Here is an 18,451-nt window from a genome sequence, read left to right on the forward strand (position 1 = left end):
CTTTGAGAACAGGAGACGCTCCCATGACCGAAACAACTGCGCAGAACACCCGAGTGGTCGTGATCGGCGGAGGGTATGCCGGGGTGCTGGCGGCCAACCGACTGCAGGGCACACCGGGCGTGGCTGTCACGCTGGTCAATCCGCGGCCCGAGTTCGTCGAACGGATCCGGCTGCACCAGCTGGTGGCCGGAAACCACGATGCCACCGCGGCCTACGACACACTGTTGGGCGCCGGGGTGCGGCTGCTGGTCGACGGTGCCGAGCACATCGACGCCGACATCCGCCAGGTGCAGCTGACGTCCGGCAACGTCATCGACTACGACTACCTGGTCTACGCCGTCGGAAGCACCGGCGGGGTGCCCGCCTCCGTGCCCGGCGCTGCTGAATTCGCCTATCCGCTTTCGGAATTGGAGCAGGCCCAGCGCTTACGCGCCCGGCTGCAGGACGTGCCGATGTCGGCACCGGTGGTCGTGGTCGGCGGCGGGCTGACCGGCATCGAGGCGGCCAGCGAGCTGGCCGAGGCGGGCCGCAAGGTCACGCTCGTCACCGACGTGGTCGGCGCCTCGGTGGGCGCAGGCGCCCGTCGCTCGATCGTCAAGGCGCTCACCAAGCTGGGCGTCTCGATCATCGACGGACCCGAGGTCCTGGTGACCGCGATCGAGGCCGACGCCATCACGCTGGCCGACGGTAATCGGCTGCCGAGTGCGGTGACAGTGTGGACCACCGGGTTCGGGGTTCCCGGCCTGGCCGCGGCGAGCGGACTGCGTACCGACGAGCTGGGCCGGTTGCTCACCGACGAGACCTTGACCAGCGTCGACGACGCGCGCATCGTGGCAGCCGGCGACGCCGCCGCACCGTCGGGGGTGCCGCTGCGGATGAGCTGCCAGTCCGCAGGCCCGTTGGGGGTGCAGTCGGCCAACACCGTGCTGGCCCGCATCGCGGGCGCCGAGCCCAAGGTGATCAACCAGGCCTTCGCCGGACAGTGCGTGAGCGTCGGCCGTAATGCCGGGACAGTGCAGCTGTGCCACTCGGACGACAGCCCGCGCCGCGTCTTCATCGGCGGACGGACCGGCGCCTTCTTCAAAGAACAGGTCTGCCGGGCGACGCTGACGTTCCTGCGCAAGGAGGGTGTGAAGCCGGGGTCGTACTTCTGGTTCAAGGGCGACAACCGAGCACGGCAGTTGGCCGAGGCACAGCAGGAGACACTGGTCGGCGCGGACGCGAGGAGCAAGGACAACCGATGAACACGCCCGGCGCAGGTAACTCGACCTCGTACTCGAACGAACACGCCGAACGGTTCACGCTGCTACGGCCGCTGTTGTTCACCATCGCCTACGAGATCCTCGGGACGGCAACGGAATCCGATGACGTCCTGCAGGAGAGTTACCTGCGCTGGGCCGAGGTGGATCTGGACACGGTCCGCGATACCAAGGCGTTCCTGGCCCAGCTCGTCACCCGCCAGGCGCTCAATGCCCTTCGCGCCCAGTCACGGCGACGCGAGGAGTACGTGGGCCCGTGGCTGCCCGAACCGCTGCTGTTGACGGCCGGGGTCGCCGGCGACGCATCAGCCGATGTGGTGCTGGCCGAGTCGGTTTCGATGGCCATGCTGGTGGTGCTCGAGACGTTGACCCCGGACGAGCGTGCAGTGTTCGTGCTGCGCGAGGTGTTCGGATTCAGTCACGACGAAATCGCCTCGGCGATCGGCAAATCCAGCGCATCGGTGCGCCAGATGGCACACCGGGCCCGCAACCATGTGCAGTCACGGCGTAAGCGGTTCGAACCGGTCGACCCGCAGGTGTCGACAGAGATCACCCAGCGGTTCTTCGCCGCCGCCACGACCGGCGACATGAACACGTTGTTGGAGTTGCTCGCACCCGATGTGGTGTGGACGGCCGACAGCGACGGCAAGCGCAGCGCCGCGCGCAGGCCGGTGACCGGCGCCCAGTCGGTGGCCAAGCTGGTGGTCGGCCTCATGCGGTTCATCGACCAGGGCGGCCGCTTCGAGCCGACGACCTACAACAACGCCCCCGCGTACAAGTTGTACCTCGAAGACAGCTTCGAGGGCGTGGTCACCGTCGAGGTCGCCGACGGCAAGATCACCCATTTCTACGCGATGCGCAATCCGGACAAACTGACCGGCGTCGACATCCCGCGGGTGATCAGTCGCTGAGTCTCCCTCGCGCTACTCCCGCCGAGCAGACGTCAACTCGCACTGTTTCCCCTTGAAACGCACGATTTTGCGTCTGCTCGCGGGAGGAAGCAAGCTAGCTCCATGCGGATCGAGCGGCTCGGCGCGCTGGGCGATGCCCCGGCGGTGCTGCGCGGTGTCGCCGCGGCGGCCTCCCGCGCCGGCGTGGCGCCACCCGCCGCGCTGATCGGCAACTGGTTCTCGTCACGCGCGGTGATCGCACCCTCGGTGTCGGTGACATCGGTTGCGCCCGACACCGCCTTCGCGGTGGCACAGGACGCTTCGGGGCCGTCGGACGCGGTCGGGGGCGGGTGGTTCGGCTACCTCGCCTACCCGGATCCCGGCGCCGACGGCACACCACCGCGGATCCCGGTGGCCGCCGGCGGCTGGTCGGACTGCGTGCTGCGCCAGGACTCCGAGGGCCTTTGGTGGTTCGAAAGCCTCAGCGGCGCAGCGCTTCCCGCCTGGCTGCGAGCACTGGAACCGGCGCAGCCGGGAGGCTACACCCTGAGCTGGGTGGCCCCCGACCGCGATGATCACCGCCGTGGCGTGCTGGCCTGCCTGGACGCCATCGCGGCGGGCGAGGTGTATCAGGCCTGTGTGTGCACGAGGTTCACCGGCCGAATGGACGGCGAGCCGATCGATTTCTTCACCGAGGCGGTGGCCCGGACCGCGCCTGCACGGGCCGCGTATGTGGCCGGCGACTGGGGTGCGGTGGCGTCGTTGTCGCCGGAGTTGTTCCTGCGCCGGGCGGGCACCGCGGTGACCTCCAGTCCGATCAAGGGCACGCTGCCGTCCTCGGCCGACCCCGCCGCCCTGCTGGCCTCGGTCAAGGATGTCGCCGAGAACGTCATGATCGTCGACCTGGTCCGCAACGACCTGGGACGGGTGGCGACCACCGGCAGCGTGACGGTGCCCGAACTGCTCGCGGTACATCCGGCGCCCGGGGTCTGGCACCTGGTCTCGACGGTCACCGCCGAGCTACCCACGCAGGTGCCGATGAGCGCCCTGCTGGACGCCACCTTCCCCCCAGCCTCGGTGACCGGCACACCGAAGCGACGGGCCCGCCAACTGCTGCGGCAGTGGGAAGCGGCACGTCGCGGAGTCTATTGCGGCACAGTCGGATTGGCGTCACCAGTGGCAGGATGCGAGCTGAACGTCGCGATCCGGACCGTGGAATTCAACGCCGACGGCTCGGCGGTACTCGGCGTGGGCGGCGGCATCACCGCCGATTCCGACGTCGACGCGGAATGGGAAGAGTGCCTGCACAAAGCGGCCTCGATCGTTCAATCCCGGGCGCGCAGCACAGCGTCGTAGAGCTCGCGCCGTGACGGCGCCCCCGGGTTCGCAGCGATCACCTGGGCGCAGGCGTCCTTGACCCGGATGCCGTCGGCCACCAGCTCCTCCACCTCGGCCACCAGGTCGGACAGTTCCACCGACGGGGTGCCCCCGGCCAACACGACGGTGATCTCCCCCAGCACTCCGTCGGCGGCCCACTCCGCGAGCTCGGCCAGGCTGCCGCGGCGGACCTCCTCGTGCGTCTTGGTGAGCTCGCGGCACACCACGGCACGACGCTCCGGTCCCAGCACCTCGACGGCGTCGCGCAGGGTCTCGGCCAATCTGCGCGGCGATTCGAAGAACACGCTGGTGCGCGATTCAGCTGCCAGGGTCTGCAGCCAGGCCAGCCGGGCCGCGTGTTTGCGCGGCGCGAAACCCTCGAAACAGAACCGGTCCGAGGCCAGCCCGGACACCGCCAGCGCCGTCGTCACCGCAGAAGGACCCGGCAGGCACGAGACCGGCAGCCCGGCCTCGGCGCAGGCCGCCACCAGTCGGTAGCCGGGGTCGTTGATCAACGGCATACCGGCGTCGCTGACCACCAGCACCGTCGCGCCCGCCGCGATCTCGGCGACCAGGCCGGGCACGCGGCTCGCCTCGTTCTGGTCGAAGAAGCTCAGGATCCGACCGGACGGTTGCACGCCCAGCGACTGGGCCAGCGCACGCGCGCGCCGGGTATCTTCGGCCGCCACGATGTCAGCCGTCGTCAACGCCTCGACCAGCCGCGTCGACGCATCGTCTGGCCGACCCAGCGGCGTGGCGCCGATCAGTAGTTTGCCGGGTGTCACGCCAGACAGCCTACGATCGCTTGCGTGACCGCCACCGCCACCGATACGCCGACGGCTGGTCGCTCGGTCCCCCTGATCAGCCCCGCGCCGCTGATCCCGCCTGCCGATTTCGGCCCGACCGACCGGCTGCAGGGCTGGTTGATGACGGCGGTCATCACCGGACTGGCCGCGATAAGCCGGTTCCTGAACCTGGGCTCGCCGACCGACGCGGGCACCCCGGTGTTCGACGAGAAGCACTATGCGCCGCAGGCCTGGCAGATGCTCTACAACCACGGCGTCGAGGACAACCCCGGCTACGGGCTCGTGGTGCACCCGCCCGTGGGCAAGCAGTTGATCGCGATCGGCGAGGCGCTGTTCGGATACAACGGGCTCGGCTGGCGGTTCTCCGGCGCGCTGTGCGGTGTGCTGATCGTGATGCTGGTGGTGCGGATCGGGCGCCGGCTCAGCCGCTCCACCCTCGTCGGCGGTATCGCCGGACTCCTGCTGATCGCCGACGGGGTCAGCTTCGTCTCGGCCCGCACGGCGCTGCTGGACGTGTTCCTGGTGACGTTCGTGGTGGCGGCGTTCGCCTGCCTGATGGTGGACCGCGACGACGTCCGCCGGCGCATGCACACCGCCTTCGTAGAAGGCCGGATCGCCGAGACGCCGTGGGGTCCGCGGCTGGGCGTGCGGTGGTGGCGGTTCGGTGCGGGCGTGCTGCTCGGCCTGGCGTGTGCGACGAAGTGGTCCGGGCTGTACTTCGTGGCGTTCTTCGGCGTGATGACGCTGGTGCTCGACGCGATCGCGCGCAAGCAGTACCACGTACCGGCACCCTGGCGCGGCATGCTGCGCCGCGATGTGGGGCCGGCCGCTTATGTGTTCGGCCTGATCCCGTTCGCGGTGTACCTGGCGTCGTACGGGCCGTGGTTCGCCTCCGAGACCGGCATCAACCGGTACGAGGCGGGCCAGTCCATCGGCGAGAACAGCATCATCCCGCTGCCCGACGCGCTGCGCTCACTGTGGCATTACACCTACGCCGCCTACCATTTCCACGCCGGGCTGACCAACGCAGACGGCAACCACCACCCGTGGGAGTCCAAGCCCTGGACGTGGCCGATGTCGTTGCGGCCGGTGCTCTATGCGATCGACAACCACGATGTGGCCGGGTGCGGCACGCAGTCGTGTGTGAAGGCCGTGATGCTGGTGGGCACTCCGGCGATGTGGTTCATCGCGGTGCCGGTGCTCGGCTGGGCCCTGTGGCGGGCCGTGGTGCGACGGGACTGGCGCTACGGCGTGGTCCTGGTCGGTTACTCGGCGGGTTTCCTGCCCTGGTTCTTCGACATCGACCGGCAGATGTACTTCTTCTACGCGACGGTGATGGCGCCATTCCTGGTGCTGGCGATCGCGCTGATCCTCGGCGACATCCTGTACAAACCCAATCAGAACCCCGAACGCCGAACCTTGGGCCTACTGGTGGTGTGCTTCTACGTGGCATTGGTGATCGCGAACTTCGCGTGGTTGTACCCGGTCCTGACAGGCATCCCGATTTCGCAGTCGACCTGGAATCTGGAGATCTGGTTGCCCTCGTGGCGCTAGTTGGGCCTTAACGGGTCCTGCGCCGGCTTGTCGCCGTTCGCGGTTTTGGCGGGGCCCTTCGCCGATTTCTACTTGAGGGCTGCAAAACCCCACGCACAACGACCCTCACGTCGAAAACGGCGAGCAAGGGCTAGAAAACCGTGGAGCACGCCCAGTCGAGCTAGAGCAGGTCCCGCGCTGCCGGGCAGGACATACAGCGCGGCCCGCCGCGGCCCGTACCCAGCTCCGAAGCCTCGATCGGCAACACCTCGATGCCCGAATCCGCCAGCCGGGCATTGGTTTCGGCATTGCGTTCGTAGGCGACCACCACACCCGGCGCCAGAGCCAGGGTGTTGTTGCCGTCGTCCCACTGCTCGCGTTCGGCCGTAACCGGGTCGAGCCCCGTGTCGATCACCCGCAGTTGCTCGATTCTCATCGCAGCCGCGGCGGCCTGCACGAACGGCACTTCGTCGTCGATCCGGATCCCGGCTTCGGTGCGGTGAATGGTGAACGCCGACAACGAGTCCACGATGTTGGGGTACATCACCACCGCGTCGACATCGACCATGGTGCACACGGTGTCCAGGTGCATCTGGGCGCGCTCCTGCCGGATCGGCACAGCGAGCACGGTGTGGGCGAGGTCGTCGTCGAACAGGCTGCGCGCCAACGCCTCGGCACCGGCCGGCGTGGTCCGCTCCCCCACGCCGACCGCCACCACACCGGGCCCGAGCAGCAGCACGTCGCCGCCTTCGACGGGTGCCGAGCGCGACTCGTAGGCCCGCCGGACGCCGAGGAACCGCGGATGGTGGGCGTAGATCAGATCGGTCAGCGAGGTCTCGCGCACCCGGGCCGGCAGTGCGAGCGAGGTGATGGCCACGCGCGGGCCGATCCAGAACGACGAATCCCGGGTGAACAGCAGGTTGGGCAGCGGCTCGATCACGAAGTCTCCGCCGTGGTGCATGAGGCGCACCAGCGACAGTTCGGCACCGTGAAAGGGCACCTCGTTGAAGGTCATCCCGGCCATCAGGATGTGCGCCAGATCGGCCGGCGGCAGGCCACGTAGATAGGCCGAAAGTTCCTGGGCCAGAGGAACACCCAGGCGCCGCGCGTCGACCGCGGCGGAGATGCCGTGCATGCGGGCGGCGCCGCTGTCGAGCGCCTCGGTCAGCAGATCGGCCAGGAGCAACACCTCGACGCCGCGGGACCTCAGCACTGCCGCGAAGGCGTCGTGCTCACGCTGCGCCTTGGCCACCCACGGCAGGCCGTCGAACAGGAGGGCATCGTTGTTGCGCGGGGTGAGCCGCTGCAACTCCGGCCCCGGCCGGTGCAGGATCACGGCGCGCAGTGTGCCGACCTCGGAATTGGAACCGAACGCCGCAGTTTCCACACCATGACGTTAACTCAACTATGGTTGAGGTGTATGGAGACGCACGAGTTAACTCCTGGCGAGATGTCGCAGCGCAGCGGCGTGGCGGTGTCGGCACTGCACTTCTATGAGCGCGAGGGGCTCATCGCCAGCCGCCGCACCTCGGGGAACCAGCGCCGCTACGCACGCGAGACGCTGCGCCGCGTGGCGTTCATCCGGATGTCCCAACGCCTCGGCATTCCGCTGGCGCGCATCCGCGAGGCGCTGGCCGGCTTGCCCGCCGACCGGGTGCCGACCAGCAAGGACTGGGCCAAGCTCTCGGCCGGCTGGCGCCAGGACCTCGATGACCGCATCGTGCATCTACAACGGTTGCGCGACAACCTGACCGGCTGTATCGGCTGCGGCTGCCTGAGCCTCAAGACCTGCCTGCTGACCAACCCGGGGGACGTCCTCGCCGAGCAGGGCCCGGGCGCCTCCCGCCTCTAACGCAATCGAACGTCTGTGCGATACACTCGCGCGCATGGAGCTGGCGTTGCAAGGCTCACTGTTCGAGCACGCTGAACGGCGTCGACTCGGCAACGACGCCTGGGTGGAACTGCGCTCGGGCTGGTTGCCCGACGCCGATTCACTGTTCGAGGAGTTGATGGACGGGATTCCCTGGCGATCCGAGGAACGCGAGATGTACGACCGCGTGGTGGCGGTTCCGCGCCTGGTCAGCTTCCACCATCTAATCGACGAACCGGTGCCGCATCCCCGGCTCAAGCAGATCCGGCGCAGGCTCAACGACACCTTCGGCGGCGAGCTCGGGGAACCGTTCACCACCGCGGGCCTGTGCCTGTACCGCGACGGCAACGACAGCGTCGCCTGGCACGGCGACACCATCGGCCGCAGCCGCACCGAGGACACCATGGTGGCCATCGTCGGGCTCGGCGCGACAAGGGTTTTCGCACTGCGCCCACGCGGCGGCGGGCACGCCCTGCGCTTACAGCACCGCCACGGCGACCTGCTGGTGATGGGCGGGTCGTGTCAACGCACCTGGGAGCATTCGATACCCAAGACCACCAGCCTCGTCGGGCCGCGCATCAGCATCCAGTTCCGCCCGCAGGACGTGCGTTGAAGCGCCGGGCTAGCCCCGTACCGCGGCGACCGCGGCGCTGAGCAGCTCACGGGCCCGCTTGTCGTCCACCGGTGCCACCGGCTTGTCCGGGACCACCAGGGGGTTGGCCGTGACGATCACCATGAACGTGTCGAAACTGGCGACGTAGTTGTACAACTCGCCGGTGCGGGCCTGGCCGCCCATCGCGGTCTGCACGATGCGGTGCGTCCCCGTCGTGCGAGCCCCGTCGATCTTCGGGGCCTCGACCACGTCCACCTGCCCGCGGATCCCGGGGCCCAGAAATTTCACCTGCTTGCACGCATCGCCGGGATCGTTCAGCGGCACCGGCTCCGAGGTCTCCAGCGCCATCACGATGAACCGGTTACCCTCACCTTCGGCCGTGGTGGCCGCCACGTTGCCCTTCAGCTCGTCCGGCAGGGACTGTCCCTCGGCGAACTTCGCGCAATCGGCAGGTTCGATCTTGACCCCGGGCGGCATTTTGTGCGGCGCGAGCTTCTTGGGGTCGATTCCGGCCGGGGCGACGTCGGTGACCTTGAACTCCGGCCCGAAGCTGGAGCGCACCTTGGCGATGTTGGCGATGTCCGCATTGGCGGACGTCGACTGGTCCGATTGACCGCACGCGACCAATCCGGTGGCGCAGGCAAGGACGCCCGCGGCGGCGAGTAAGACGTTGCGGTTCTCCATCGCTGGACAACATACCTGGGCTCGCCCACATACCCGGGGCGACCGGCTCAGCCGCGTAACGCCGAAACCGATTTCACCAGGAGATCGGAGGTGAACGCGGTATCGAGCGCAGGATTGGGCGAGCCGGGATCCGTGACGACGGTGATGAACACGTGGTAGTCAGCACCCTCGGAATGCAGATCGGCGGTGAAAGTGTCGGCGTGAGATCTGGTTTCGGTGCCGCCTTCGACGACGGTGGTGACGGCGGTGGACATCCCCGCGGTCACCGCGCCCTCGATCCCCGGAGCAGCAACGGGCGTGACGATACCGGTGGAATGTCCGCCCGACACGCTCCACTGTTCGCACGTTCCTTCGGCGTCGGGATCGGGCGCGTCCGCGCCGGGATGCCCCGCCTTTTCTTTCGCAACGGCCGCGTACACGATGCCCCCGGGCCCCGAGGCCGACCAACCCCGGCCGGGTTCGGTGTCAGGGGCGGCTGCCGCTGCGCACCGCGCCGGGGCGGCGGTCCAGTCCGGCCCGAATCCCCACAGCGACACCGGGGTCGCCCGTGGGTCGATGGCCACCACTTCGTAGCCGGACGGCAGCTCTTGGCGCACCCGGTCGATGCGGGCCGGGTTCACGGTGGCGGCACCGGTGGTCTGAGGCGACGAAGTTCTCGACGTCGGTTGCGGCGCCGGCCGCGGCCCGCATGCCACCCCACAGGCCAGGGTGCACACCAGGAGAACCGTCGGGACGGCGAAAAGGCGCACGGCGTTTTGATACCACAGCCCCGGGTTTGCTGTCGAGGACGGTCGCAGCGCCCTTTGTCAACTCGTTTTTCGGGCTGACAACACGACAAGTGTTGCGATACAGCGGAATTTAACCGTCGCGCGAGTAGTTGTCGCCTGTAGGAGATCCACGATGATGAGGGGCAGAACAGGTGTACGCACTGACTGGAGCTGTGCTGGCCGGCAGCGCTCTGTCGGCCCTGGCCCTGAGTTTCCCCGCCGCGGCCCCCGCCTCGCCGTCGGGGGTAGGGTCCGCGCAGGACACCGCCGACGAACTGGAACGACAGGGTTTCGACGTCATCATCTACCGGGCCGGTACGGCTGCTCTCGATCGGTGCACCGTCGCGTCGGTCCGGCCGGCGCAGATTCTGCAGCGGACGGTGTATCTGTCCGCAAATTGCTGAGGACCGCCCAGCCGGTCACTCCGTCGAACATTTCACTGTGCAAAAGATGGCGGCCCAGGACTGAGGCTTCTGCCAGCTGATGCCCAGGAAAGCGTTTATCGTGCAGATCAGTTGCGCCTCGCCGGGGCGTCCAACCGATTGGAGACCGATGACCACCTCAATGCGGGCCGGTGGAATCGCCATCGCTGCTGTCGCACTCGGGGTCGCACTCGCCGGCTGCGCCAGCAAGACAGTGTCGGGCACCGCCACCGAGGCCCCCGGTGCCGCCGGAACCAGTGAATCCAGCACCGCCCCAACCAAGATCAAAGCCGATGACAAGGACAGCCCGACAGGGCACCAATACACGATCGTGGACTACATCCGCGACAACAACATCACCGAAACCCCGGTCCACCAAGGCGATCCGGGCACACCTACGTTGGAGCTTCCGATTCCCGAAGGCTGGACGGATGCAACCTCGTCGGCTCCCGAATGGGCCTGGGCCGCAATCGTATCCACCGATCCGGCGTTCGAAGCAGATCCGCCGTCCATCATCGCGCTGATGTCCAAGCTGACCGGCGACGTCGACCCGGCCAAGATCCTGGAGTACGCACCGAACGAGATCAGGAACCTGCCGGGTTACGAGAACCAGGGCGACGGGTCCGCGGGCCAACTGAGTGGATTCGATTCGTACCAGATCGGTGCCACCTACGTGAAGGACGGCGCCACCCGCCTGATCGCTCAGAAGACGGTGGTGATTCCTGGATCCGACGGGCTGTTCGTCCTGCAGTTCAATGCCGATGGCACCGAGGATCAGATGGGTCCGTTGATGGACGCCACCTCGGCGATCGACGAGCAGACGGTCATCACGCCGTAGTCACCTGCCGGGAGAAGGCCGACGCCGCAGCCACCTGCTCACGCGTCGGCCGCACTCCCGTGTACCGCTCGAATTGTTCGGCGGCCTGGAGCGCGATCACCTCGGCGCCGGTGATGACCGGCACGCCGGCCGCCCGGGCCGCGGCGATCAACGGCGTTTCGGCCGGCATCGCCACGACGTCGACGACTGCGCCCGCCGCCGCGATGGTGGCCGGTTCGAACGCACTGCGATGTTCGTCGGGTCCGTCTGCCATCCCGATCGGGGTGACGTTGACCAGGATGGGTGCTGTCAGGGTGCCGACCTCGGGCGCATAGCCGTAACCAAGCGCGTCGGCCAGTGCGCGCCCCGCTTCGGGGTTGCGCGCGACCACCGTCCCGTTGCTGAAACCTTTGTCCCGCAAGGCCGCACCAACCGCCTTGGCCATGCCGCCACTGCCCCGGATCAGCACGGCGTCATCCGGGTTCAACCGCTCGACGAGTTCCTGCACCGCCAGGTAGTCGGTGTTGGAGGCGACGAGACGGCCCCCGGGCACCGACAGGTCGTTGACGATCGTGTTGACCGCATCGATGGCCCGCGCCGACGGTTCGACCTCGTCGACAAGGTCGATGACGTCCTTCTTGAACGGCATCGACACCGAACAACCTCGAATACCCAAGGCCCGCACGCCACCGATCGCCGCGGCGATATCGGTTGTGGTGAAAGCCTTGTAGAGGTAGTCCAGTCCGAGTTGTTCGTAGAGAAAGTTGTGGAACCGGGTGCCGATGTTGCTGGGCCGGGCCGCCAGCGAGATGCACACGCGCGTGTCTTTACTCAATGGTGGCCTGCGGCCACGCGCCGGCAGCGCGTCACTCACTGGCTCACCGCCCGGATCACCTGTCGGGTCGCATCCCGGATCTTGGCCGCCAGTTCAGGTTCCAGGCCGATCGTGTCGACAGCGGGCACCGCCACGTCGGTGAGCACCACCCCGAGATCCTCACGCTCCCATACCGCGCCGAGCCGGTCCAGGATGCGTCGCATCGCGTAGTTGTCGCTCAACACCCGGGCGGTAAAACGTTTTATCCCAAGGTAATCGGCGGAAACCACCAGGGCATCCATCAGAAACGTGCCGATACCGCGGCCCTGATAGTCGTCGCCGACGGTGAACGCCACCTCGGCCGTCGTCGCATCGTGCCCTTCACGGACCACCCGGGCGTCTGCCACGACAGGACCCAACGCACCCTCGGTCATCACCCAGACGAAATGGTCGGCGTAGTCGACCTCGAAGAGGTACTCCAGCAGCGCCTTGGTCGGCTTGCGCACGGACTGGAAACGCCGGTAGAGGGTCTCACTGGAGAACTCGACCGGCCCGTTCAGGGTGCGTTCGACGTCGCCGGGCAGTACCGGCCGCAGATAGAACCAGTCGCCGGTGCGCATCTGTACCGGGATCGGTGTGATGAACGCGGCCAACCGTTGGCGCGCGATGCGCACCATGCGGTCGAACATGCCGGGTAGGTGCAGGATGACTTCGAACGCGTCGCGGTCACCCACCCAGCCCGTGACCGGTTCGAGTGCCGTCACGGTGGCGGTGCGCGACGCATCGCGCAGTAGCGCGATCTCGCCGATGATCAGACCGGGCTCCAGATCGGCGACGACGGCCTGACCGTCGGGCCCGTCATGGACCACCCGGGACCGCCCGGAGGCGATCAGCATGAACGTCAGCGCCGGATCCCCCTGCCGGATCAGCACCTGGCCCGGCGCGGCCGACAACGGCCGCAGCAGGGCGGTCAGCGGTGCCAGGACGGACGGCCGGCATCCGGCGAAGAATTCCAGCGCCGCCAGGTCGTCAGCACTGATCTCGCTCAGATCGGCCACGCCCCCAAGGCTACGACGCCACCGCAGGCTCAGTCAGGGCTTGGCGAATCCGGCCTTGGCGAGAGCGTTTTGACCGGCCTCACCCGTGACCAGGTCGACGAAGCGGTGTGCCAGGTCAGCGTGCTTGGACTGCTTGAGCACGGCGATCGGATAGGTGTTGACCGCCTGCGCGGCCTCGGGGAATGCGATGCTGCTCACCTTGTCCCCGGCTCCGGCGGCGTCGGTGACATAGACCAGGCCGGCGTCGGCCTGCCCGCTGGTCACCTTGCCGAGCACGTCGGTGACCGAGGTCTCCTCACTCACAGGGGACAGCGTGACGCCGGTGACCTTCTCGACCTTTTCGGTGGCACCGCCACACGGCACGGGCGGTGCGCACACCACGACGCTGGTATCCGGCTTGGTCAGGTCGGCGAAAGTCTTGATGCCCTTGGGGTTTCCCGGAGCGACGGCAATGGTGAGAGTATTGGTCGCGAAGTTGACCGGGCCTCCCTCGACGAGGTCCGCGCTCACCGCCTTGTCCATGTTCCGGGTGTCGGCCGAGGCGAACACGTCGGCGTCGGCACCCTGGGTGAGCTGGGTGACCAGGTCCGAGGATCCTGCGAACGAGAACTCCACGGAGCTCCCCGGGTTGTCGGTTTTGAACTGCTCGCCGATCTCGGTGAACGCGGATTTCAGCGACGCGGCGGCGAACACGGTGATCGAACCGCCGCCGACGCCGGAGGGGGAAGCCGGGACCGATTGCGTGGCCGAACTGCAGCCACCGATCAGGGCCGTTGCTGCCACCCCGGTAAGTGCCAGGGCGAACATCCGGGCTCGGGTCATGACTTTCCTTTCGGGGTTTCCACGATCACGGTCGTGGCCTTGACCACGGCGACGGCGACACTGCCGGGGGCCAACTCGAGTTCACGCACCGACTGGCTGCTCATCAGCGACACCACGGTGAACGGTCCACACTGCATCTCGACCTGGGCCATCACCTCGTCGGCGATGACATTGGTGACCAGCCCGGTGAAGCGGTTGCGTGCCGAGCTGCCTATGCCGAGCGGATCCTTTGGCGCCGCAGCGGCGTTGGCCCGCGCGAACGCCGCCAAAGCCGCCCCGTCGATCACCTTGCGGCCGGAGCCGTCGAGGTGGGAAGGCAGGGATCCGTCGTCGATCCAGCGACGCACCGTGTCGTCGCTGACCCCGAGCAGTTCGGCGGCCTCACGGACCCGGATCTCTGGCATCGCGTCAGCGTATCGACACCTCGAGCCTCCAACAACCGCAAATACCACGCAATCGCGCTATTGGGCCCGCAGGTGCGGGTCTTGACCGACACATCCTCAAATGCTAAGCAAGTGCTCAGCATTCACGACAGCTGACGAAGGGGAACCACATGGCGCTGCAGACAGTTCTGGACGACCTCCGCGACCGACCGGGTACCGGCGAGACGATTCCGGTCATCGATCCGGCGACCGAGGAGCAGATCACCGAGTTCCGGGACTGCGGGCCGGAAGCGGTCAACGAGGCCGTCGCCGCTGCGAAATCGGCCTACCAGTCCGGGGTTTGGACCGACATTCCGGCCCGCCAGCGCGCCAAGGTGCTGTGGCAGCTGGGCGATCTCATCGACGAGCACGCCAAGGAATTCGCCGAGCTGGAATCGCTGGACGCCGGCATGCCGCCGATGCAGGCCGAGATGATCGTCTCCACCTGCGCCGAGTTCTTCCGCTACTACGCGGGCTGGTGCACCAAGCTCAACGGCAGCAGCTACCAGGTGCAGATGGAGGGTGGCGTCAACAGCAATTACTCGAACCTGCACGCGTACACCACCAAGGAGCCGTACGGCGTGGTGGGCCTGATCTATCCGTGGAACGGCCCGCTGTTCAATGCCTGCGCCAAGATCGCCCCGGCTCTCGCCGCCGGCTGCTCCAGTGTCGTCAAGCCGGCCGAGGAGACCCCGTTGTCGGCCGTCTTGCTGGAGCGGCTCATCGGCGAGGCCGGCGTCCCCGACGGGGTGGCCAACTTCGTGATCGGTTACGGCGCCACCGCGGGCGCCGCGATCACCGCGCACCCCGATGTCGAGAAGGTCGCCTTCACCGGCTCCACCGAGGTCGGCAAGCAGATCATGCGGGACTCGGCGGACAACTTGAAGAAGGTCACCCTGGAGCTGGGCGGAAAATCACCGGTGCTGATCTACGAGGACGCCGACCTCGACATGGCGATCATGATGGCCTCGATGGGCATCTTCGTGCATTCCGGGCAGGGCTGCGTGTGCGGATCACGAATCTTCGTGCAGCGCAGCGTGTATGAGCGTGTTGTTCAAGGCATCTCGATGATCGGCGAGAACCTCGTCCTGGGCGGCCCCAAGGATGAGGGCGCCATGATCAGCCCGCTGGTCAGCCAGAAGCAGCTCGACCGGGTGCTGGGCTACATCGACCAGGGCAAGCGTGACGGTGTCGAGATCGTTTCCGGCGGTTACCGACTCGACCGCAAGGGTTACTTCGTCAAACCCACGGTGCTAACCAATGTCGACCCGGCCACCAGCCGACTGTACAAGGAAGAGATCTTCGGACCGGTCGTCACGATCCTTCCGTTCGACGATGACGACGAAGCCATCGCGATGGCCAACGACACCGACTACGGCCTGGCCGCCACCGTATGGACCACCAACCTGGCCCGTGCACACAGCGTGGGCAGGCGCCTGCAGGCCGGCATGGTGGGGTTGAACTGTCAGCTGACGTTCGACCACAACGTGCCGTTCGGCGGTTTCAAGCAGTCCGGAGTCGGCAAGGAGTTCGGCTACGAGGGCATCGACGGCTACCTCAAGACCAAGTCGATCTGGGCGCAGCTGTAGCGGACGAGCGTTCGGTTACACCGAGAACCGGACGGCGGCGAGCTCGAGGGCCTTGCCCTCGAGCCGCTGCCCCAGATAGATCTCGGCCTGCATGAGCCGCTCGCAGTACCACCGGATGTCCTCGGCGTGCTCTCGCGATGCGGTGTACCGCGTCGCCATGGTGGCCACGTCGATGCGCCGAGTGTCGCGCACCTTCAGATCCTCCGATACCTGGAAACCGTCGTCCTCGGCCGCGGTGATGGCGTCGAGCACCTGCCCCACTGCCAGGCGGATGTCCCGGCAGCCGTTCTCGGCGATCTCGGAGGCCTCCCGCTGAATGTCGCCCTGCCTGCGGACCACGACGGTGTCCGCGCTGACCCGCTCCCCCGCGGCTTCACTGGCGTCGCCGGACCACTCGGCACCACCGGGGGCGTGCACGTTCTGCCGGTGCCACTCGAACAGCGCTTCCGACTCGGCGGCCGATTGACGCCAGCGGGCCGCAGCTTCCGCCAGATACGTTGTGTCCCAAGCTTCCAGCTGAGAACGAGTCAGGTCTCCACCAGTAGGACCGGTGCCGGACGGATCATTCACATCAACTCCGCCAGACCCCCGGCGTGTTGCTCATCGACCGCGTCGTACCGCTGCGCGGCCGCAGACAGGTCCCCGGCCTGCGCACTCACGCGACTCGACTGGGAGGTCCGCGCTGTGCTCACCGCCCCGTCCATCGCGACGACACCGGTACTGCTGGGGTAGCCCCCGGCATCCGGACGGGCAGGAGTCAGCCTCAATTCGGCAGCGATCATCTCGCTGCTAGTGGCCCCCGCCCTCAGCGCCCCCGGGTCCACTCTCAGATCGTTTGCCATAGCAATCCCCCAACTGGCCAATCTGCTCCCCGAGGCTAACCGAATCGGCTGGGTTGAGCCCAGGGGCTGAGCAAGTATGCCATTGCGAACTGGCGTCGACCAAGAGCGGGTTCGGCGTGTGCCGGTCACCCGTTGGTCATCAACCGGCCATCGTCAAGCCTCCACTGACACTAAGGACTTGGCCAGTGATGAAGCTGGCATCGTCAGAAGCGAAGAAGGCCACCGCCTTGGCGACCTCCTCGGGTTCGGCGAGCCGACGGAACGGGATGGCCTTGATCAGTCCGTCCCGGACCTTGTCGGGAAGCGAATCGAACAGCGGGGTGTCGGTCGGTCCAGGGCAAACACAGTTGACGTTGATCTGGTGGCGCGCCATCTCACGCGCCAGTGACTTGGTGAATGCGATGACCCCACCCTTGGTGCCGGCGTAGACGGTCTCCCCCAGACTGCCCACCCGCCCTGCATCGCTGGCAATGTTGACGATCTTTGCCGTTTCTCCCTTGGCGAGGATCGGTTCGAGGAACGCGTGGGTGAGGCGGACCGGTCCGAGGAAGTTCACCGCGACCAACGACTGCCAGAGCGCATCGTCGTTGGACATGAACGGCTCGACGCGGTCGAAGCCCGCGGCATTGACGATGACACCCGGCAGTCCGTGCGCCGCCAACACCTCGTCGCGCAGTGTGCTCACCGCCGCCGGATCCGCCAGATCGACCACGTGGGCGGTGGCGCCGGCACACGCCTGCACGGTCTGCGCCAGGCCCGCTTCGTTGCGGTCGACGGCGGCGACGGCGGCGCCGTCCGCCGCCAGATCTATCGCGATCGCCCGGCCGATGCCCGAGGCGGCACCCGTGACAACGGCGACTTTGTTGTCGAATCGCACTATCTGGCCTCTCGATCTGCGGTGATATCTGCGGTGATGTCGACTCTCTGGCCACTATCGGCGTACCGACGCAGAAAATCAACCATTCGGTCGATAATTGACTTATATGGTCGAAAAACCGTAGCTTCGGTTGAATACGCACGCTGCAGTGTGTGCAGACAGAAGGGACCGCCCGCATGGATTTCTCTGATTACCAGCAGCTGACGCTGACCCGCCGGGACAACGGCGTTCTGCTGATCACGCTGAACCGGCCGGAGAAGTACAACGCGGCCGACGAGGGCATGCACACCGAGCTGGCCAGCATCTGGAAAGACGTGGCCGCCGATCCACAGACCCGGGTCGCGGTGATCACCGGCGCAGGCAAGGCCTTCAGCGCAGGCGGCGATCTGGCCATGGTCGAGCGGATGGCCGGTGACTACGACCGGGTGTCACACATGCTGTCCGAGATGAGCGACCTCGTCTACAACATGATCAACTGCGACAAACCGATCGTGTCCGCGATCAACGGTGTCGCCGTCGGCGCCGGCGCGGTGGCGGCCCTGCTCGCCGACGTCGCGATCATCGCCGAGGACGCCCGAATCGGCGACGGACACGTCAAACTCGGCGTGGCCGCGGGCGACCATGCCGCCATCATCTGGCCGCTCCTGGCCGGGACCGCGAAGGCCAAGTACTACCTGATGACCGGCGAGATGATCGGCGGCGTCGAGGCCGAGCGAATCGGGATGGTCGCCAAAGCCCTTCCACGCGAGGAGGTTCTGGACGAGGCACTGCGGATCGCCGACAATCTGGCCACCGGCGCTCAACAGGCGATCCGGCTGACCAAGCGGGCACTCAACAACTGGCTGCGCAACGCCGGCCCGATCTTCGACCAGTCCGCGGCCTACGAGATGCTGACTTTCCTCGGCCCGGACGTGGTGGAGGGCTACACCGCGTTGCGTGAGAAGCGCGCGCCACAGTTCCCGTCCGCGCAGCCGCCCCAGGACAGTTGA

Annotated in this window: 21 protein-coding genes; 10 read left to right on the plus strand and 11 right to left on the minus strand. The window is 67.2% G+C overall.

The genetic code is table 11. The features are described 5' to 3' along the window. Positions 1–23: 23 nt before the first annotated feature. The 3 genes from AC4ELS_RS11160 to AC4ELS_RS11170 all read left to right on the plus strand — a co-directional run bounded on the left by AC4ELS_RS11160 (position 24) and on the right by AC4ELS_RS11170 (position 3,505). Positions 24–1,244 carry an NAD(P)/FAD-dependent oxidoreductase gene (locus AC4ELS_RS11160; protein WP_448442033.1) on the plus strand — a complete coding sequence of 407 codons (1,221 nt, stop codon included), beginning with the start codon at positions 24–26 and terminating at the stop codon, positions 1,242–1,244. Then, positions 1,241–2,170, plus strand: a complete 930-nt coding sequence (sigJ, locus tag AC4ELS_RS11165) for an RNA polymerase sigma factor SigJ (protein ID WP_448442031.1) — start codon at positions 1,241–1,243, stop codon at positions 2,168–2,170. The genes AC4ELS_RS11160 and sigJ overlap by 4 nt, the downstream gene beginning before the upstream one ends. A 102-nt stretch (positions 2,171–2,272) precedes the next feature. Then, positions 2,273–3,505, plus strand: coding sequence for an aminodeoxychorismate synthase component I (locus AC4ELS_RS11170; RefSeq protein WP_499047396.1), 1,233 nt, complete (start codon positions 2,273–2,275; stop codon positions 3,503–3,505). Here the strand turns inward: AC4ELS_RS11170 and rsmI are convergent. Then, a complete protein-coding gene (gene rsmI, locus AC4ELS_RS11175; protein ID WP_064887078.1) occupies positions 3,475–4,311 on the minus strand; it encodes a 16S rRNA (cytidine(1402)-2'-O)-methyltransferase in 837 nt (278 codons plus the stop codon). The two genes, AC4ELS_RS11170 and rsmI, sit on opposite strands and share 31 nt — an antisense overlap. A gap of 24 nt (positions 4,312–4,335) precedes the next feature. Between rsmI and AC4ELS_RS11180 the strand changes: the two genes are divergently transcribed. Further along, positions 4,336–5,886: a dolichyl-phosphate-mannose--protein mannosyltransferase gene (locus AC4ELS_RS11180; protein ID WP_499047399.1), complete on the plus strand. Its 1,551-nt coding sequence runs from the start codon at positions 4,336–4,338 to the stop codon at positions 5,884–5,886. 160 nt (positions 5,887–6,046) lie between these two features. Here the strand turns inward: AC4ELS_RS11180 and arcA are convergent, their stop codons facing one another. Beyond that, positions 6,047–7,252 carry an arginine deiminase gene (gene arcA / locus AC4ELS_RS11185; protein ID WP_055116997.1) on the minus strand — a complete coding sequence of 402 codons (1,206 nt, stop codon included), beginning with the start codon at positions 7,250–7,252 and terminating at the stop codon, positions 6,047–6,049. Positions 7,253–7,285: 33 nt separating this feature from the next. Between arcA and soxR the strand changes: the two genes are divergently transcribed. Both soxR and AC4ELS_RS11195 read left to right on the plus strand, forming a co-directional pair. Next, positions 7,286–7,717, plus strand: a complete 432-nt coding sequence (gene soxR, locus AC4ELS_RS11190; protein ID WP_055116999.1) for a redox-sensitive transcriptional activator SoxR — start codon at positions 7,286–7,288, stop codon at positions 7,715–7,717. A gap of 34 nt (positions 7,718–7,751) precedes the next feature. Next, complete coding sequence (locus tag AC4ELS_RS11195; protein ID WP_064887076.1) at positions 7,752–8,348, plus strand: alpha-ketoglutarate-dependent dioxygenase AlkB; 597 nt, start codon at positions 7,752–7,754, stop codon at positions 8,346–8,348. 9 nt (positions 8,349–8,357) lie between these two features. Here the strand turns inward: AC4ELS_RS11195 and AC4ELS_RS11200 are convergent, their stop codons facing one another. After that, complete coding sequence (locus AC4ELS_RS11200) at positions 8,358–9,032, minus strand: DUF5642 family protein (RefSeq protein ID WP_498889227.1); 675 nt, start codon at positions 9,030–9,032, stop codon at positions 8,358–8,360. 47 nt (positions 9,033–9,079) lie between these two features. After that, positions 9,080–9,781, minus strand: a complete 702-nt coding sequence (locus AC4ELS_RS11205) for a DUF5642 family protein (RefSeq protein ID WP_498889225.1) — start codon at positions 9,779–9,781, stop codon at positions 9,080–9,082. A gap of 170 nt (positions 9,782–9,951) precedes the next feature. Here AC4ELS_RS11205 and AC4ELS_RS11210 point away from each other — a divergent pair, with 170 nt between their 5' ends. Both AC4ELS_RS11210 and lpqN read left to right on the plus strand, forming a co-directional pair. Continuing rightward, positions 9,952–10,203, plus strand: coding sequence for a hypothetical protein (locus tag AC4ELS_RS11210; RefSeq protein WP_499047401.1), 252 nt, complete (start codon positions 9,952–9,954; stop codon positions 10,201–10,203). Positions 10,204–10,351: 148 nt separating this feature from the next. Further along, on the plus strand, positions 10,352–11,059 hold the full coding sequence (lpqN, locus tag AC4ELS_RS11215; RefSeq protein WP_499047403.1) for an envelope biogenesis lipoprotein LpqN: 708 nt from the start codon (positions 10,352–10,354) through the stop codon (positions 11,057–11,059). On the opposite strand, the gene AC4ELS_RS11220 is transcribed toward lpqN, so the two are convergent. Genes AC4ELS_RS11220 through AC4ELS_RS11235 form a run of 4 tightly spaced genes read right to left on the minus strand, consistent with a single transcriptional unit; the run spans position 11,049 to position 14,136 of the window. Next, positions 11,049–11,912, minus strand: a complete 864-nt coding sequence (locus tag AC4ELS_RS11220; RefSeq protein ID WP_499047405.1) for a shikimate 5-dehydrogenase — start codon at positions 11,910–11,912, stop codon at positions 11,049–11,051. The two genes, lpqN and AC4ELS_RS11220, sit on opposite strands and share 11 nt — an antisense overlap. Continuing rightward, positions 11,909–12,910: an acetyltransferase Pat gene (gene pat / locus AC4ELS_RS11225; protein ID WP_064881248.1), complete on the minus strand. Its 1,002-nt coding sequence runs from the start codon at positions 12,908–12,910 to the stop codon at positions 11,909–11,911. Before pat ends, AC4ELS_RS11220 begins: the two co-directional genes overlap by 4 nt. A 33-nt stretch (positions 12,911–12,943) precedes the next feature. Continuing rightward, the gene (gene modA, locus AC4ELS_RS11230) at positions 12,944–13,732 is read right to left on the minus strand and encodes a molybdate ABC transporter substrate-binding protein (RefSeq protein ID WP_499047407.1); all 789 of its coding nucleotides are present in this window, start codon (positions 13,730–13,732) and stop codon (positions 12,944–12,946) included. Then, entirely contained in the window at positions 13,729–14,136 is a 408-nt protein-coding gene (locus AC4ELS_RS11235) for a TOBE domain-containing protein (RefSeq protein ID WP_064881244.1), read from the minus strand. The genes modA and AC4ELS_RS11235 overlap by 4 nt, the downstream gene beginning before the upstream one ends. A gap of 149 nt (positions 14,137–14,285) precedes the next feature. On the opposite strand from AC4ELS_RS11235, the gene AC4ELS_RS11240 reads away from it, so the two are divergent. Next, complete coding sequence (locus AC4ELS_RS11240) at positions 14,286–15,743, plus strand: aldehyde dehydrogenase family protein (RefSeq protein ID WP_448442016.1); 1,458 nt, start codon at positions 14,286–14,288, stop codon at positions 15,741–15,743. Between the two features lie 15 nt (positions 15,744–15,758). Here AC4ELS_RS11240 and AC4ELS_RS11245 read toward each other — a convergent pair whose 3' ends face one another. The 3 genes from AC4ELS_RS11245 to AC4ELS_RS11255 all read right to left on the minus strand — a co-directional run bounded on the left by AC4ELS_RS11245 (position 15,759) and on the right by AC4ELS_RS11255 (position 17,462). Further along, positions 15,759–16,313, minus strand: a complete 555-nt coding sequence (locus AC4ELS_RS11245) for a hypothetical protein (RefSeq protein ID WP_055117017.1) — start codon at positions 16,311–16,313, stop codon at positions 15,759–15,761. Further along, on the minus strand, positions 16,310–16,525 hold the full coding sequence (locus AC4ELS_RS11250; RefSeq protein WP_448442013.1) for a hypothetical protein: 216 nt from the start codon (positions 16,523–16,525) through the stop codon (positions 16,310–16,312). The genes AC4ELS_RS11245 and AC4ELS_RS11250 overlap by 4 nt, the downstream gene beginning before the upstream one ends. Before the next feature lie 199 nt (positions 16,526–16,724). After that, positions 16,725–17,462 (minus strand): SDR family NAD(P)-dependent oxidoreductase, encoded by a 738-nt coding sequence (locus AC4ELS_RS11255; RefSeq protein WP_064881238.1) that lies wholly within the window; start codon positions 17,460–17,462, stop codon positions 16,725–16,727. Between the two features lie 176 nt (positions 17,463–17,638). On the opposite strand from AC4ELS_RS11255, the gene AC4ELS_RS11260 reads away from it, so the two are divergent. Next, positions 17,639–18,451, plus strand: coding sequence for an enoyl-CoA hydratase/isomerase family protein (locus AC4ELS_RS11260; RefSeq protein WP_448442011.1), 813 nt, complete (start codon positions 17,639–17,641; stop codon positions 18,449–18,451).

The sequence above is a fragment of the Mycobacterium shunyiense genome (assembly GCF_058270035.1).

Coding starts and splice junctions, on each gene's coding strand:
- AC4ELS_RS11260 (WP_448442011.1), top strand. CDS start 17,639: ATGGATTTCTCTGATTACCAGCAGCTGACGCTGACCCGCCGGGACAAC.
- sigJ (WP_448442031.1), top strand. CDS start 1,241: ATGAACACGCCCGGCGCAGGTAACTCGACCTCGTACTCGAACGAACAC.
- lpqN (WP_499047403.1), top strand. CDS start 10,352: ATGACCACCTCAATGCGGGCCGGTGGAATCGCCATCGCTGCTGTCGCA.
- soxR (WP_055116999.1), top strand. CDS start 7,286: ATGGAGACGCACGAGTTAACTCCTGGCGAGATGTCGCAGCGCAGCGGC.
- AC4ELS_RS11240 (WP_448442016.1), top strand. CDS start 14,286: ATGGCGCTGCAGACAGTTCTGGACGACCTCCGCGACCGACCGGGTACC.
- AC4ELS_RS11195 (WP_064887076.1), top strand. CDS start 7,752: ATGGAGCTGGCGTTGCAAGGCTCACTGTTCGAGCACGCTGAACGGCGT.
- AC4ELS_RS11170 (WP_499047396.1), top strand. CDS start 2,273: ATGCGGATCGAGCGGCTCGGCGCGCTGGGCGATGCCCCGGCGGTGCTG.
- AC4ELS_RS11250 (WP_448442013.1), bottom strand. CDS start 16,525: ATGATCGCTGCCGAATTGAGGCTGACTCCTGCCCGTCCGGATGCCGGG.
- AC4ELS_RS11235 (WP_064881244.1), bottom strand. CDS start 14,136: ATGCCAGAGATCCGGGTCCGTGAGGCCGCCGAACTGCTCGGGGTCAGC.
- AC4ELS_RS11200 (WP_498889227.1), bottom strand. CDS start 9,032: ATGGAGAACCGCAACGTCTTACTCGCCGCCGCGGGCGTCCTTGCCTGC.
- modA (WP_499047407.1), bottom strand. CDS start 13,732: ATGACCCGAGCCCGGATGTTCGCCCTGGCACTTACCGGGGTGGCAGCA.
- AC4ELS_RS11160 (WP_448442033.1), top strand. CDS start 24: ATGACCGAAACAACTGCGCAGAACACCCGAGTGGTCGTGATCGGCGGA.